Genomic DNA, 15,343 nt, shown 5'->3' with positions numbered 1-15,343 from the left:
CCGCCCCGGCCCCCCCGACCCGCGTACATCCGAACCCTCGATGGAGGCTGATCCGTCATGTCCGCAACCCTGATCGGCAGCGTCGCCCGCACCACAGCCCCGCAGAGCGCCCTGCGCCGCTTCCTCGCCCTCGACGCCGTCGTCACCGGCGGCAACGGCCTGGCCTACGCGGCCTTCAGCGGCCCCCTGGGCCGACTGCTCGGCATCGGCGAGGGCACCCTGTTCGAGGTCGGGATCTTCCTCGCCCTCTACGGCGCGGGCGTCGGCTGGCTGGCCGCCCGCCGCCGCCCGCCGGTCCTCCCCGTCAAGCTCGTCATCGAGGTCAACTACGCCTGGGTGGCGGCCGGCCTGGTCTCGCTGCTGCTCTGGGACGCCCCCACCGCCGCGGGCCTGGCGTGGATCCCGGTGCAGGCCGCCGTCGTGGCCGCCTTCGCCGCCCTCCAGCAGCTGGCGCTGCGCGCCGCCTCAGAGTCCCAGTGAACGCAGGTACTTCACCGTCGCCGGGTCGGCCGGGAGCATCGTCTCGATGGCCAGCTCGGCGACGGTCACGTCCATCGGGGTGTTGAACGTCGCGATGGACGACACGAAGGACAGCAGCTGCCCGTCGTGCTCGATGACGAGCGGCAGTGCGATGTACGGGACCGGCTCGGCGGGTTCGCCATCGCCCGGGCGGTCCGGCACCGGGTAGGCCGCCACCTCCTCGTAGAGCGCGCGCAGCGGCGCGGAGCGGGCGAGCGCGATCTGCCGCTCCATCTGCGCCAGCAGGTGGCCGCGCCACTCCTTGAGGTTGTGGATCCGCGGCGCCAGGCCCTCCGGGTGCAAGGTGATCCGCATCGCGTTCAGCGGCGGGGCCAGCAGGTGCTCCGGCAGCCCCTCCATCAGCATCATGATGCCGCGGTTGGCGGCGATGACGTCGTACGTGGCGTCCACCACCAGCGCCGGGTACGGCTCGTAGCCGGTCAGCAGCCGCTCCAGGCCCTCGCGCAGCGTCCCCATCGCCGGGTCGTCCAGCGGGGTCTGCGCGTACTGCGGGGCGTAGCCGGCGGCGAGCAGCAGCGCATTGCGCTCGCGGACGGGGATGTCGAGGCGGTCCGCGAGCCGCAGCACCATCTCCTGGCTGGGCTTGGACCGGCCGGTCTCGATGAAGCTGATGTGGCGCGAGGAGGAGTCCGCCAGGCCCGCGAGCTCCAGTTGGCTGATGCCCCGCCGCCGGCGCCAGGTGCGCAGCAGGGCACCGACGGATCCGCTCTCCGCGTGTGTCGTAATCGCCATGCGCATGACGCTACCCCAGACGGTTTGCCGCAGGTGGAGGACGTTTCGCCGGTCGGGACGCCGGCGGCGCCGAAGGAGTCGTCCGCGCCGTGGCGCGCACCCTTCCGCCGGGCGCGCGGTGTGGGAACCTTGACCCCACGTCAGGAGTTCGGCCCCGTACGGGAGGAGCATGCCCATGGCAGGCGAGCCGCTTTCGCAGAAGGAGATCGAGGACCGGTTGCGGGAACTGCCCGGGTGGGCCTTCGAGGACGACCGGATCATCCGCACCTACCGGCTGGGCACCCACGTCGCGGCGAGCGCGCTGGTCGCCCACATCGCCGCCGTGCAGGACGAGTTGAACCACCACTCCGACCTCACCCTCGGCTACAACACCGTCCGGCTGTCGATGAACACCCACAGCGCCGGTGACGCGGTCACCGAGACCGACTTCGCCCTCGCCGAACGCGTCGAGGCCCTCGCCCCCGCCCACGGCGCGAGCTGAGACCGGCCCGGGCCCCGGCCTCGTGGCCGGGGCCGGCGGGCGGGCCGCGCCGCAAGCGGGCCGCGCCGCAAGCGGGCCGCGCCGCAAGGCGCCGCCCGCCCGGGTCGGCCCGGGGCGGGTCAGACCGGCTCCAGACGCCACCACTGCGACGGCGAGTCGGCGTCCTCGGCCTGCCGGACCAGCCCCTCCGCGTCCGCCTCCAGCAGCAGGTCGCTGATGCAGGCCACCAGGGAGACCACCCCGGGGTCGTCGAGGTGCTCCTCGACGATCCACTCCTGCGCGCCGAAGGCGTTGGGCCGCCACACCTGGACCCGCGTGCCGGCCTCCACCGACGCGTTCGCCACGTCCAGCCGCTTGTCGTTCAGCACGCTCACCACGTGCACGATCCCGCCCCCGCTGTGCACCGGCGTAATCCGCCACTGCCGGGCCTGCGCAGGACCGGGCGGCCCGTCCGGCCCCACACCCACCCGGGTACTGCCCTCGACGCGCAGCAGCAGCCCGCTCGCCGCGTTCCGCACCCGGTATACCCCCTCGGGCACCATCACACCCACCCCCGCCTGGCTCAGTAGTCGAACGAAGCCGGGTCCGGCCCGATCCGCCGCCCCGCCGGCCCGCTGCCCAGCGCCTCCAGCGCCGCCACATCGGCCTCGTCCAGCTCGAAGCCGAACACGTCCAGGTTCTCCCGGATCCGCGACGGCGTCACGGACTTCGGGATCGCCACGTTGCCCAGCTGCAGGTGCCAGCGCAGCACCACCTGCGCGGGGGTGCGCCCGTACCGCTCGGCGATCTCGGCGACCACCGGCAGCGTCAGCAGCCCCTGGCCCTGGCCCAGCGGCGACCACGCCTCGGTGGCGATCCCCAGCCGCGCGTGCAGCGCCCGCAGCTCGCCCTGCGGCAGCAGCGGGTGCAGCTCGATCTGGTTCACGGCCGGCACCAGGGAGCTGTGCCCGGCGAGGCGCTCCAGGTCCTGGGGGCGGAAGTTCGACACGCCGACGGCGCGGGCCCGACCGCTCTGCGCGAGCTCCTCGAACGCCTCCCAGATGTACAGGAAGTCGTCGCGCATCGGGCGCGGCCAGTGGATCAGGTACAGGTCCACGTGGTCGAGGCCGAGCCGCTCCAGGGACTCCTCGAACGCACCCAGCACCTCCGGCCGCCGCCAGGTCCTGTCCCGCCCGTTCCACAGCTTGGTGGTCACGAACACCTCCTCGCGCGGCAGCCCGGAGGCGGCGATGGCCTTGCCGGTGCCCACCTCGTTGCCGTACACGGACGCCGTGTCGATGCTGCGGTAGCCGGCCTCCAGCGCGGTGCCGACCGCATGCTCGGCCTCGCCGTCGGGGATCTGCCAGACGCCGTAGCCGAGCCGGGGCATGGACGTGCCGTTGTTGAGCAGGATGGCGGGGACCTGGTTCACGTGGGTGCCGTTCCTCGGGGTGTCGGTCGGGGGTCGGGGTTCGGGGTGCGCCGGTAGGGGCGCGTATGCGGGACGGCAACCGGCCGTCCGACCCACGTATTCCCGCCCGGGCGGCCGAAGCCCCGACAGACCTTCAGGTCGCACCCGGACGGCGCCGGGGCCCCGCGGCCGCCACCCCCCTCACGCCCCGTAGAGCGCGGCCACCTCCCGCGCGTACGCCTTCTCGATCGCCCGCCGCTTCAGCTTCAGCGAAGGCGTCAGCAGCCCCTGCTCCTCCGTGAACTGCTCGCCCAGCACCCGGAACGTACGGATCGACTCCGCCTGCGAGACCAGCGTGTTCGCCGCCACCACCGCCCGGCGCACCTCCGCCGTCAGATCCGGGTCGTGCACCAGCTGCGCCGCCGGCAGCTGCGGCCGGCTGCGCATCGACAGCCAGTGCGCCACCCCTTCCGCATCCAGCGTGATCAGGGCGGCGATGTACGGCCGGTCGTTGCCCACCAGCACGCACTGCGCGACCAGCGGATGCGTACGCACCCGCTCCTCCAGCGCGCCCGGTGCGACGCTCTTGCCGTTGGAGGTCACCAGGATCTCCTTCTTCCGCCCGGTGATCGTCAGGTAGCCGTCCCCGTCCAGCCGCCCCAGGTCCCCGGTCGCCAGCCAGCCGCCGCGCAGCACCGCCTCCGTGGCCGGCGGGTCGTTGAGGTACCCCGAGAAGACGTGCCCGCCGTGCAGCCACACCTCCCCGTCCTCGGCGATGTGCACCGTGCTGCCCGGGATCGGCCGCCCGACCGTCCCGTACTTGATCGCACCCGGCGGGTTCGCCGTGGCCGCCGCGCACGACTCGGTGAGCCCGTACCCCTCGTACACGGTGATCCCCGCACCGTCGAAGAACAGCCCGAGCCGCCGCGACATCGCCGACCCGCCCGACATCGCGTGCCGCACCCGGCCGCCCATCGCCTCGCGGACCTTCCCGTACACCAGCCTCTCGAACAGCTGGTGCTCCATGCGCAGCGCGGCCGACGGCCCGGGACCCGCCCCGAACGCCTTCTGCTCGCGTGCCTCCGCGTACCGCACGGCCGTCTCCACGGCCCGGTCGAAGGGGCCCGTGCGCCCCTCCGCCTCCGCCTTGCGGCGGGCCGCCGCGAACACCTTCTCGAAGACGTACGGCACCCCCAGTACGAACGTCGGCCGGAACGCCGCGAGGTCCGGCAGCAGCTCCGCCGCCGCCAGCACCGGCTGGTGCCCCAGCTTCACCCGGGCCCGGACGGCCGCCACCTCCACCATCCGCCCGAAGACGTGCGCGAGCGGCAGGAACAGCAGCGTCGACGGCGCCTCCCCGGGCCCGGCCCGGAACACCGACTCCCACCGGGCCACCAGCGTGTCCGCCTCGTACATGAAGTTGCCGTGGGTCAGCACGCACCCCTTGGGGCGCCCGGTGGTCCCCGAGGTGTAGATCACCGTCGCGACGGCGTCGGGCGTGACCGCGGCGCGATGCCGGTGCACGGTCCCCTCGTCGACGGAGCGCCCGTCCGCGACGAGCGCCTCGACCGCCCCGGCGTCCAGCTGCCACAGCCGGCGCAGCCCGGGCAGCCCCTCCACGACCGACCCGACGGTCATCGCCTGGTCCTCGTCCTCCACGACGCAGGCGCTGCACCCGGAGTCGCTCAGGATCCAGTGGACCTGCTCCGCGGACGAGGTCGGGTAGACGGGCACGGGCTGCGCGCCGATCGCCCACAGCGCGAAGTCGAACAGCGTCCACTCGTACCGGGTACGGGACATCACCGCGACCCGCTCCCCGAACCGCACCCCCTGCGCCAGCAGCCCCCGCGCCAGCGCCAGCACCTCGCCGGCGAGCTCCCCGGAGGTCACGTCCCGCCAGACCCCGCCCACCTTGCGGCCCATCACCACCCGCCCCGGGTCCTCCCGGGCGTGCCGGAACACAGCATCGGCGAGCCCGCCGACGGGCGCCTCCGTGACGACCGGTGGGACCGTGACCTCGCGCATGCCCCGCTCCTCTCCCCGCAGCGCGGCGACGCTACCCCCACGCCTCCCCACGGTTGATCACCGAGCAGAGACCTCCACAAGACCTCCCCAGGCGGAAATGCGGAAAACGCGGAGAGGATGTCGAGAATGCGGAAAACGCAGAAGACCCCTGCTTTCGCAGGGGTCTTCGTGCTGGTGTCCGAGGGGGGACTTGAACCCCCACGCCCGATAAAGGGCACTAGCACCTCAAGCTAGCGCGTCTGCCATTCCGCCACCCGGACTAGGTGATCCGCCCCGGTCTCCCGCGGCGACATGGACAACAATAGCAGCAGTTCGGCGTGGTTCCGACCAGGTATTCGCCGCGGGGGTGCTCGCTGACCTGCGGGCATGCCCGCGCGGGGTCCGGCGGGCCCGGCGTCCCGGCCGCGCGGGGCCCCGCGGCGGGACGCGGTCGGCAGCAGCCGTCAGGCGCCGCGCTCAGGGGCAGCGGATCACCTGTCCGGCGTACGACAGGTTGCCGCCGAAGCCGAACAGCAGGACCGGGGCGCCCGACGGGACCTCCCCGCGCTGCACCAGCTTCGACAGCGCCATCGGGATGCTGGCCGCCGAGGTGTTGCCCGAGTCGATGACGTCCCGGGCGACAACCGCGTTCACCGCGCCGATCCGCTGGGCCAGCGGCTCGATGATCCGCAGGTTCGCCTGGTGCAGCACCACGGCCGCGAGCTCCTCCGGAGCCACCCCGGCCTTCTCGCAGACCTGCCGCGCCAGCGCCGGCAGCCGGCTCGTCGTCCACCGGTACACCGACTGGCCCTCCTGCGCGAAGACCGGCGGCGAGCCCTCGATGCGGACCGCGTGCCCCATCTCCGGCACCGAGCCCCACAGCACTGGCCCGATCGCCGGCTCCTCACAGGCCTCGACGACGGCCGCGCCCGCCCCGTCGCCCGTCAGGACGCAGGTCGTGCGGTCGGTCCAGTCCGTGATCTCGGTCATCTTGTCCGCGCCGATCACCAGCGCCCGGGTCGCCGAACCCGCCCGGATCGCGTGGTCGGCCGTGGCCAGGGCGTGCGTGAAGCCCGAGCAGACGACGTTGAGGTCCATCACCGCGGGCGCGCCGCCCATCCCGAGCTTGGCGGCGACCCGCGCCGCCATGTTCGGCGAGCGGTCGATCGCCGTGGACGTGGCCACCAGCACCAGGTCGACGTCGTCCGGGCCCACGCCCGCTCCCGCCAGCGCCTTGCCCGCAGCCTGGAACGCCAGCTCGTCCACCGGCTCGTCGGCGCCGGCCATGTGCCGCGTCCGGATGCCCACCCGCGAGCGGATCCACTCGTCGCTGGTGTCCACCATGGCCGCCAGGTCCTCGTTGGTCAGCACCCTCGCGGGCTGGTAGTGCCCCAGCGCCACCACGCGTGAACCGGTTGTCATGGGCGCAATCCCCCTCGTTACGGCAGTCAGGATCATCCAGCTTGGCCTGCTACTGATGGGTACATACCGGTGGGACCCCACAGGATTACCGCCCGGGAATTTGGAGATTCCACAGCATCCGCCCGATCCGGGTGAGAATGGCCCGGACAAGGTGTACGAGGAAGTGCACGACCACGGGCACGGCCACGTGGACGAAGCGGATGGAAGCGGGCGGGCTGATCACATGGGACGGGTCACCGAGCGCCGTCGCGTCGTACGGGTCCGGGGCGGCGTCGCCGGCACCCGCCCCGACACCCTCGTCACCGAGGAACCCCTCGAGATACGGCTCAACGGCAAACCCCTCGCCATCACCATGCGCACCCCGGGCGACGACTTCGCCCTCGCCGCCGGCTTCCTCGTCAGCGAGGGCGTCCTCGCCTCCGCCGCCGACGTACGCGCCGTCACCTACTGCGAGGGCGCGACCGACGACGGCTCCAACCCCTACAACGTCGTCAACGTCCAGCTCGCCCCAGGCGTCGAGGTGCCCGACATCACCCTCGAACGCAACGTCTACACCACCTCCTCCTGCGGCCTGTGCGGCAAGGCCAGCCTGGACGCCGTGCGCACCGCCACCCGCTTCCCGCAGAGCCCCGGCGCCGCGACCGCCCCCGGTGCCGTACGGATCCCCGCCGGCCTCCTGGGCGAGCTGCCCGACCGGCTGAGGGCCGCCCAGAAGGTCTTCGACCGCACCGGCGGCCTGCACGCCGCCGGACTGTTCTCCGCGGACGGCGAACTCCTCGACCTGCGCGAGGACGTCGGCCGGCACAACGCCGTGGACAAGATCGTCGGCCGGGCGCTCCGGGCCGGCCTGCTGCCGCTCACCGACGGGGTCCTGCTGGTGTCGGGCCGGGCCTCCTTCGAGCTGGCCCAGAAGGCGGTCATGGCGGGCATCACGGTCCTCGCCGCGGTGTCCGCGCCCTCCTCCCTCGCCGTGGACCTGGCCCTGGAATCGGGCCTGACCCTGGTCGGCTTCCTGCGCGGCGGGGACATGAACATCTACGCGGGGGAGGAGAGGATCCTCCTCTGAGGGCGGCCGAACCGCGCCTAGCGGCCCCGCCGTCCCCGGCGGCCCGTGCCCGTGCCCGTGCCGGTCCCGCCGGTCCGCCGCCCCGCGCCCTGCGAGGACTTCGCCTTCGGCTCCGGCGGGTCGATCCGGTGCAGGTCCAGCGTCGCCGGGACGGGGACCGTGCCCGGGCCGCCCGCCTCCGCCCAGGCGATGATCTCGTCCGTAGCCGTGTCGTCCAGCGCCCACCCGAACCAGGCCGCCCGGGCACCGCGCCGCCGCGCCTCGCTCGTCGGCTGCACCACGATCACATTGGCCTGCGCACACGGCCCGAGGCAGTCGCTCGTCCGCACGGCCAGGCGCCCGCCGGAGGCCTCCGCGGCCTCGCGCAGCCGGGCCAGCTGGCCCGCGTGGTCGGTACCGGGGTTCTTGCGGGGGTCCCCGCAGCAGCAGCCGCGGCACACCACCAGGGTGCAGGGGCGTTCGGCATGGGCGGCGAGCGGGCGTATCCAGGTCACCGCCGCACGCTATCGGGCCCGCGGCGCCGGGTGTTGAGGGGCCGGGGAGACCTCCGCCACACGCCCCGCGGGCAGTTCACCCTCCCCGGCGCCCTCCGGGTCCTGCGCCCGGCGCCGCGCCAGTACCGCGCACACCATCAACTGCATCTGGTGGAACAGCATCAGCGGCAGCACCGCCAGACTCGCCTGCGCCCCGAACAGCACGCTGGCCATGGGGAGTCCGGCCGCGAGGCTCTTCTTCGAACCGGCGAACTGGATGGCGATCCGGTCCGCCCGCCCGAACCCGAGCCGCTTCGCCCCGTACCAGGTCACCAGCAGCATGACGGCCAACAGCACCGCCTCCACCGCCAGCAGCGCCGCCAGCCGCGCGGCGCTGACCCGGTGCCAGATCCCCGCGGCCATGCCCGCGCTGAACGCCGCGTACACGACGAGCAGGATCGAGCCGCGGTCCACGTACCCCAGGGCCGGCTTGTGGCGCACCAGGAAGCCGCCGACCCGCGGGCGCAGCGCCTGCCCCAGCAGGAACGGCAGCAGGAGCTGCACCATGATCTTCACGAGGGAGTCCGCGGAGAACCCGCCCGCGCTGCCGCCGAGCAGGGCGGCCGCCAGCAGCGGAGTGAGCAGGATCCCCGCGAGGCTGGAGAAGGAGCCGGCACAGATGGCCGCCGGCACGTTGCCCCGGGCGATCGAGGTGAAGGCGATCGACGACTGGATGGTCGACGGCACCAGGCACAGGAACAGCAGCCCGCCGTAGAGCGCAGGCGTCAGCACCGCCGGAACCAGCACGCGCGCCGCGATCCCCAGGACCGGGAAGAGCACGAAGGTGCAGGCCAGCACGGTGAGGTGGAGCCGCCAGTGGCGCAGCCCGTCCAGCGCCTCCCGCGTGGACAGCCTGGCGCCGTACAGGAAGAACAGCAGCGCCACGGCCGCGGTGGCGAGACCCTCGGCGACGTCGCCGGCCTGGCCGCGCGCCGGCAGCAGCGCCGCCAGGCCCACGGTCCCGAGGAGGGCCAGGACGTACGGGCCCACGGGGAGCCAGGAGGGCATGCCCAGGCGGGACGGCCGGGGCGGGTGTGACGGGCGCGGCAGCAGGGGCGGGCGGGGCATGGCGTACGGGAGCTCTCTTGCGGTCGGGAAAGGCGGGGCCGGGCGGCGGTGCGGCGAGCCGGGGCCCTGCCCCCTCATCGTCCGGTGGCACCCGGTCATCGGGAAACCCGTACACCGCACTCACTGCGATCGCGCTGTGTGATGACCGTGGCAGCATGTAAGCCATGTACGACCCCGTTCAGCTGCGCACCTTCCTCACGGTGGCCCAGACGCTGAGCTTCACCCAGGCCGCCGGGCGGCTCGGCGTCCGCCAGTCCACCGTCAGCCAGCACGTACGGCGGCTGGAGGAGGCGACGGGCCGGCCCCTCTTCCTGCGGGACACCCACAGCGTGGAGCTCACGGAGGACGGCGAGGCGCTCCTCGGCTTCGCCCGGACGATCCTGGAGGCGCACGAGCGGGCGGCGGCTTATTTCACCGGGACGAGGCTGCGGGGGCGGCTGCGCTTCGGGGCGTCGGAGGACTTCGTGCTGACCCGGCTGCCGGAGATCCTGGAGGGCTTCCGGCACGAGCACCCCGAGGTGGACCTGGAGCTGTCGGTCGAGCTGTCCGGGACGCTCCACGAGCGGCTGGACGCGGGCCGCCTCGACCTGGTCCTCGCCAAGCGCCGCGGGCCCGGCGACGAGCGGGGCCGGCTGGTGTGGCGCGACCGGATGGTGTGGATCGGCGCGGAGGGACTGCGGATGGACCCGGACCGGCCCGTTCCGCTGATCGTGTTCCCGCCGCCGGGCATCACCCGGGCGCGGGCGCTGGAGGTCCTGGAACGCGACGGCCGGGCCTGGCGGATCGCCTGCACGAGCGGCAGCCTGAGCGGCCTGGTCGCCGCGGCCCGCGCCGGGCTCGGCGTGATGGCGCACACCCGCGGTCTGATCCCGCCCGGGCTGGTGCGGGTGCCGGGCCTGCCCGACCTGGGCGCGGTGGAGTTCGCCCTGCTCCGCGGCCCGCGGGTGTCGCCGGCCGCGGAGGCGCTGGCCGCCGCCGTGCTGTCGGGCGCCGACCGGCTGACCCGCGCAGGCTGACGCCGGTGCCGGGGTACGACACCGGCGCCGTGGGCCGGCCCCTGGTGCCCGGGTCGGCCCGCGGGGCCGGCCCGGCGGGCCGGACCCTCAGGTGCCCAGGACCACCAGGCCTTCACGGGCCCGCAGGCTGCCCGGCGTGAGCGGGGCGAAGGTGTGCGGCAGGGCCAGGCGGGGCGGCCCGCCGTCCGCAGGCGCGTCGAAGAAGTACGCGGCCTCCGCCGCGGTGTCGCTGACCAGGTGCGGGCCGGACGCCGAGGCCGTGGCACGGGCCAGCGGCGTACGGAACAGGCTGCGCAGGTGCCGCAGGGTCTCCGCGGTGACCCGGGTCGGCACCGGCCGCCCGGCGTCCGCGGCCTGCTCCGGGGCCCCCGCCCCGGCCGCCGGGCCCTCGGGACCGTCCGGGCCGCCGCCGGCACCGTCCGCCGCGGGGGCCGCGGGAGCGGGGGCGTCCGGGGGGATGGCGCCCGACAGCAGCAGCGCCAGCAGCACCGGCACGGCCTTGCGGCGCAGCGCCTCGGTGGCCTCGTGCAGCCGGTGGGCGTGGGTCGCGGGCAAGGACAGCGCGAGGCTGCCGGCGGCGTCCCCGGTGGCGATCGGAACCGCCGAGCACACCACGCCGGGGGAGTACTCCCGCAGATCGAAGACCGGCGCGCCCGGGGCCACCGCGTCCAGGGCCGAGAACAGCACCCGGCTGTCGGTGATCGTCTGCGGGGTGAGGCGGGCCGTGTGGTGCCGGGCCAGGTGGTCGCGGCGGCCGTCGTGGTCGAGCTGGGTCAGCAGGCACTTGCCCACCGCGCTGGCGTGCGCGGCCGCCTTGAAGTCCACCCACTCCTGCACCGGCGGGGTCCCGGGGCCGTCGGCCATCTGCGTGATCCGGACCTCGCCCTCGGCGTACCGGCTCAGGTACACCGCGGCCCCGGCGCTGTCCCGGGCGAGCGCCAGGGTGCGCTGGAGCTGGCGGGGGAGCCCGGCGCCGCCGGGGGCGGCGAGCCGGTCGAGGGCCGGCCCGCGCGCGTACACGCCCTCGCCCGGCCGGTACGCGTACTCCTCCTCGCACAGCATCGCCAGCAGCGGCCGCAGCTCCGCCTCGGCCAGGGCGGACTCGCGCGCGAGCTGTCCGGCCCGCACCCCCAGCGGGTGCTTCTCCAGGACCCGTACGACGGCCAGCGCCCGGCGGGCCTCTGCCAGGGCCTCGCCCTCGCCGCCGCCCCCGCGTCCGCCCCGCCGGGCGGCGGAGGCCAACGCGGGATGCCGCAGGGGCCCGGCCCCCAGCCCGTCCGGCCCGCCGGACCCCGCTCCGACGGGCCGTGCCGTGCCGGGCCGTGGGCCCCGGCGCCGCGGGCCGGCCGCCCCGGCCCCGGCCGCCGTCCGGACGGGCTCGGTCCCGACGGGCCGCGGCACGGCCGTCCGGGGGCTCCGCCGCCGCGATCCGACCGCGCCGACTGCGCCGACCGACGCGTACGCCCCGGACCCGAGGACCGCCCGGGCGGCGGACTGCGCCGGCGGCGGCAGCGGGGGGCGGAAGGCGGTCAGGACCGACGGCAGGCCCGGCCTCGGCAGCGGCACCGGGCCCAGGTCGGGATCCTCCGGCTGGTCGAGGTACCGCAGGACGGCCGCCTGGACGCACAGCCGCACCTCGCGCAGGTCGCGGCGGCCGCTCGGCCGGAAGCCGCGTCGGCCCAGCTCGCGCGCCCAGACCTTGGCGTCGTGGTGCTCACCCCGCCGGGAGTGGTCGAGGAACAGGCAGTAGGCGGCCGGGGCGGTCCGCGCGCGCCCGGACCCGGCCGCGAACTGCCACCAGAACCGGGCGCCCTCGCGCAGCCCCGCCAGGTGCAGCAGACAGCCGAAGACGACCGCGCCGGCCAGGTCGGTGTGCGCGCTCGCGATGAAGGCGGCGAGCTGCGCCTCCGCCCGGGGCGCGCACACGACGGCCAGGCACGTGGCCTTCAGGTCGCGCCGGGCCCGTTCGGAGTCCAGCGGGCACTCCCGCGTCGGATCGCTCCAGCCGTACGTCCGCCGCCGGGCGGGAGCGGCGGCGCCGCGGGCGCGGGTCGCGCGCAGCAGTCGGGCCTCGGCGGCGCCCAGGTCGTAGTGCGGGTACCGGTCGCGCACGCTCGCCCGTGCCAGGAACTCGGCCAGGGAGCGGCGGCCGGCGTCGCCGGCGTGCTCCTCCTTGCCCTCGCGCCGCCTCATGATTCGGCGGAGGTGTCGAGCAGGCGGGCGAGCCGCCGGTGGGCCTGGCCGAGCTGGGAGCGGACGGTGGCCTCGTCGACGCCCATGACTGCGGCGGCCTCACCGGGCGAGCACTGGAGCCCGTAGCGCAGCAGGACGGCATCGCGCTGGCGCTCGGCGAGCCGGGAGACGGCGGAGTAGAAGCGGATGGTGTCGGTCAGCACCTCGTACTGGTCGGCGTGGGCCTCCTTGAGGGCGGCCTCGAAGGCGCTGATGTCCATGGGTTCGGGCCAGGTGCTGCGCAGCTGCTGCCGGTCGACCAGCCGCTGCTTGAGGATGGTCCAGGCGTAGGCGTCGAGCCGGTCCATGTGAAGCATGCGTAACCACTCGTTCATGATCGAATCGAAGGTCGCGTCCACCGCGTCCTCGGCAGCCGCGTCGGAGCCCAGCTGCAGATACGCGAAGCGCATGTAGGAGGGTCTCCGGTTGGCGTGGAAGGCCCAGTACGACAGGCGTGCCGTCGGGTCCCACTGGCTCATGGGTGTCGGCCGTCGCCGTCGGCTGGGCACTCCCACGGCCCCACCGGACTCCTCTGGTCCGCCATCGCTCACCGTTCCACCTCACCTCATCCCCTGTGCGCGGCAAGCCTGGCAGCGCGGGCGGGCGATGTGCGAGAGGAAGGAGGAAGCCGGTGGATTACGTTCGGTGATGATCGCCCCGTGACAGACTTCGACCGGACGCGGGCCCACCCGGTGCGTACGCATATGCCCCGGCCATGTGGGTCCGCAGGTCCGCCCCGTATCGCACTGCGTACCGCACTCCGTACCGCACCGCGGACACCGGTCCGGGCCGATCCCGCACCGCGGTAGCATGACCCCATTGCGAGGGCCGTGACGCAGAGGTCACTTCCCTCGCTTTTGCGTTGCGCCCACCCCGGAAAAAAATTAGGGGCGCCTCGCGATCGGACGGTTCGATACGATGAACCGCATCACAATCCGTCACGGCACGTTGCAACCGCATATGAAATGGAGCATCCGAGGATGGCTCGACACCTGATCACCAGCGCGCTTCCCTACATCAACGGGATCAAGCACCTGGGCAACATGGTCGGGTCGATGCTTCCGGCGGATGTGTACTCCCGGTACCTCCGCCAGCGCGGCCACGACGTCCTCTACATCTGCGCCACCGACGAGCACGGCACCCCCGCCGAGCTCGCCGCCAAGGAGGCCGGTCTGTCGGTCGCCGAGTTCTGCGCACAGGCCCACGACGCCCAGAAGGCGGTCTACGACGGCTTCGAGCTGTCCTTCGACTACTTCGGCCGCAGCTCCTCCGCGCAGAACCGCGAGATCACCCAGCACTTCGCGCGCCAGCTGCAGAAGAACGGCTTCATCGAGGAGCGCGCGATCCGGCAGGTCTACTCGCCGGTCGACGGCCGCTTCCTGCCGGACCGCTACGTCGAGGGCACCTGCCCGCACTGCGGCTACGACAAGGCCCGCGGCGACCAGTGCGAGAACTGCACCCGCGTCCTGGACCCGACCGACCTCATCGAGCCCCGCTCGGCGATCTCCGGCTCCACCGACCTGGAAGTCCGCGAGACCAAGCACCTCTTCCTCCTGCAGTCCAAGCTGCAGCACGAGGTCGAGGCCTGGGTCGCGCAGCACGAGGCCGAGTGGCCGCAGCTGGCCTCCTCCATCGCCCGCAAGTGGCTGACCGAGGGCCTGCACGACCGCGCGATCACCCGCGACCTCGACTGGGGCGTCCCCGTCCCGGCCGACACCTGGCCCGACCTGGCCGCCGAGGGCAAGGTCTTCTACGTCTGGTTCGACGCCCCCGTCGAGTACATCGGCTCCACCAAGGAGTGGTCGGACCTCGACCCGGCCACCCGCGACTGGAAGTCCTGGTGGTTCGATGCCGACGACGTCCGCTACACCCAGTTCATGGCCAAGGACAACGTCCCGTTCCACACGGTGATGTTCCCCGCCACCGAGCTCGGCGTCCGCGAGCCCTGGAAGAAGGTCGACTACGTCAAGGCCTTCAACTGGCTGACGTACTACGGCGGCAAGTTCTCCACCTCCCAGAAGCGCGGCGTCTTCACCGACCAGGCGCTGGAGATCCTCCCGGCCGACTTCTGGCGCTACTTCCTGATCGCCAACGCCCCCGAGTCCGACGATTCCTCGTTCACTTGGGAGCACTTCGCCGCCACGGTCAACAAGGACCTCGGCGGTACCCTCGGCAACTTCGTCAACCGCGTCCTGACCTTCTCCCGCAAGAAGTTCGGCGACGAGGTCCCGGCCGGCAGCCCCGCGGGCGAGGCCGAGGCCAAGCTGGGCGAGCAGATCGCCGAACTCCTGGCCGAGTACGAGGGCCACATGGAGACCCTCCAGTACCGCAAGGCCGCCACCGCGCTGCGCGCCCTGTGGTCCGCGGGCAACGCCTACCTGGACGAGAAGGCCCCCTGGCTGGAGGTCAAGACCGACCTCGACGCCGCCGCGCTGACCCTGCGCACCGCCATGAACCTCATCCACCTCTACTCGGTGGTCTCCGAGCCGTTCATCCCGGCCTCGGCGCGCGCCATGCGCACCGCGTTCGACCTGCCCGGCGACACCGCGACCTGGGTGACCCCGGAGCAGGCCAGGGCGCTGGACGCGGTCCCGGCCGGCACCCCGTTCACGGTGCCGCCGGTGCTCTTCGCGCGCGTCACCGAGGAGGACCTGGAGTCCTACCGCGAGCGCTTCGGCGGCGCCGAGGCGGGCTGAGCCGGGGCGGCCGGAGGCCGCGTGAGCTCGTGAAGTGAGTACGCACGTGAGGGGCGCGGCCCGGACAACCATCCGGTGGTGTCGTCGAACGAGACGAGCCGCAGCCGGCAGGCAGGGCCCGCGTCAGCGGCCAGGTCGGCCCGCGCGTCGAACCGGATCGTCG

The 15,343-nt window shown here is 73.8% G+C and carries 13 protein-coding genes, 1 tRNA gene and 1 pseudogene; 5 read left to right on the top strand and 10 right to left on the bottom strand.

The window, feature by feature from the left end; genetic code table 11:
* The first annotated feature begins 57 nt into the window (after positions 1–57).
* Entirely contained in the window at positions 58–480 is a 423-nt protein-coding gene (locus tag AB0F11_RS31580) for a hypothetical protein (RefSeq protein WP_362181089.1), read from the top strand.
* Here the strand turns inward: AB0F11_RS31580 and AB0F11_RS31575 are convergent.
* Positions 466–1,272 carry a helix-turn-helix transcriptional regulator gene (locus AB0F11_RS31575; protein ID WP_362181086.1) on the bottom strand — a complete coding sequence of 269 codons (807 nt, stop codon included), beginning with the start codon at positions 1,270–1,272 and terminating at the stop codon, positions 466–468. The two genes, AB0F11_RS31580 and AB0F11_RS31575, sit on opposite strands and share 15 nt — an antisense overlap.
* 175 nt (positions 1,273–1,447) lie before the next feature.
* On the opposite strand from AB0F11_RS31575, the gene AB0F11_RS31570 reads away from it, so the two are divergent.
* Complete coding sequence (locus tag AB0F11_RS31570) at positions 1,448–1,753, top strand: 4a-hydroxytetrahydrobiopterin dehydratase (protein ID WP_361905925.1); 306 nt, start codon at positions 1,448–1,450, stop codon at positions 1,751–1,753.
* Positions 1,754–1,872: 119 nt separating this feature from the next.
* On the opposite strand, the gene AB0F11_RS31565 is transcribed toward AB0F11_RS31570, so the two are convergent.
* From AB0F11_RS31565 to AB0F11_RS31545, 5 genes are all read right to left on the bottom strand, one after another.
* On the bottom strand, positions 1,873–2,295 hold the full coding sequence (locus tag AB0F11_RS31565) for an RICIN domain-containing protein (protein WP_362181083.1): 423 nt from the start codon (positions 2,293–2,295) through the stop codon (positions 1,873–1,875).
* Between the two features lie 20 nt (positions 2,296–2,315).
* A complete protein-coding gene (locus tag AB0F11_RS31560) occupies positions 2,316–3,164 on the bottom strand; it encodes an aldo/keto reductase (RefSeq protein ID WP_362181081.1) in 849 nt (282 codons plus the stop codon).
* Between the two features lie 180 nt (positions 3,165–3,344).
* Positions 3,345–5,168 (bottom strand): AMP-dependent synthetase/ligase, encoded by a 1,824-nt coding sequence (locus AB0F11_RS31555; protein WP_362181078.1) that lies wholly within the window; start codon positions 5,166–5,168, stop codon positions 3,345–3,347.
* A gap of 172 nt (positions 5,169–5,340) precedes the next feature.
* Positions 5,341–5,428: transfer RNA gene (locus tag AB0F11_RS31550), tRNA-Leu, on the bottom strand.
* Between the two features lie 196 nt (positions 5,429–5,624).
* Positions 5,625–6,569: a beta-ketoacyl-ACP synthase III gene (locus AB0F11_RS31545; protein ID WP_362181075.1), complete on the bottom strand. Its 945-nt coding sequence runs from the start codon at positions 6,567–6,569 to the stop codon at positions 5,625–5,627.
* 223 nt (positions 6,570–6,792) lie between these two features.
* Between AB0F11_RS31545 and fdhD the strand changes: the two genes are divergently transcribed.
* A complete protein-coding gene (fdhD, locus tag AB0F11_RS31540) occupies positions 6,793–7,635 on the top strand; it encodes a formate dehydrogenase accessory sulfurtransferase FdhD (protein WP_362181073.1) in 843 nt (280 codons plus the stop codon).
* A 17-nt stretch (positions 7,636–7,652) separates the two neighbouring features.
* On the opposite strand, the gene AB0F11_RS31535 is transcribed toward fdhD, so the two are convergent.
* Together AB0F11_RS31535 and AB0F11_RS31530 are read right to left on the bottom strand one after the other, a co-directional pair.
* Positions 7,653–8,129, bottom strand: coding sequence for a (2Fe-2S) ferredoxin domain-containing protein (locus AB0F11_RS31535; protein WP_362181072.1), 477 nt, complete (start codon positions 8,127–8,129; stop codon positions 7,653–7,655).
* Between the two features lie 9 nt (positions 8,130–8,138).
* Positions 8,139–9,176 (bottom strand): bile acid:sodium symporter family protein, encoded by a 1,038-nt coding sequence (locus AB0F11_RS31530; RefSeq protein ID WP_362181069.1) that lies wholly within the window; start codon positions 9,174–9,176, stop codon positions 8,139–8,141.
* A gap of 224 nt (positions 9,177–9,400) precedes the next feature.
* Between AB0F11_RS31530 and AB0F11_RS31525 the strand changes: the two genes are divergently transcribed.
* Positions 9,401–10,252, top strand: a complete 852-nt coding sequence (locus AB0F11_RS31525) for a LysR substrate-binding domain-containing protein (protein ID WP_362181066.1) — start codon at positions 9,401–9,403, stop codon at positions 10,250–10,252.
* Between the two features lie 468 nt (positions 10,253–10,720).
* On the opposite strand, the pseudogene AB0F11_RS31520 reads toward AB0F11_RS31525, so the two are convergent.
* Together AB0F11_RS31520 and AB0F11_RS31515 are read right to left on the bottom strand one after the other, a co-directional pair.
* A pseudogene (locus AB0F11_RS31520) lies at positions 10,721–11,440 on the bottom strand (IclR family transcriptional regulator C-terminal domain-containing protein); the annotation flags it as partial.
* Positions 11,441–12,441: 1,001 nt separating this feature from the next.
* Complete coding sequence (locus AB0F11_RS31515) at positions 12,442–12,963, bottom strand: RNA polymerase sigma factor (protein ID WP_362181063.1); 522 nt, start codon at positions 12,961–12,963, stop codon at positions 12,442–12,444.
* Between the two features lie 501 nt (positions 12,964–13,464).
* Between AB0F11_RS31515 and metG the strand changes: the two genes are divergently transcribed.
* Positions 13,465–15,180: a methionine--tRNA ligase gene (metG, locus tag AB0F11_RS31510; RefSeq protein ID WP_362181060.1), complete on the top strand. Its 1,716-nt coding sequence runs from the start codon at positions 13,465–13,467 to the stop codon at positions 15,178–15,180.
* Positions 15,181–15,343: the final 163 nt, after the last annotated feature.

Source organism: Streptomyces sp. NPDC032472 (genome assembly GCF_040636955.1).
GTDB lineage: Bacteria > Actinomycetota > Actinomycetes > Streptomycetales > Streptomycetaceae > Streptomyces.
The sequence above is the reverse complement of the archived record's forward strand: the minus strand, read 5'-3'. Positions and strand labels throughout refer to the sequence as shown.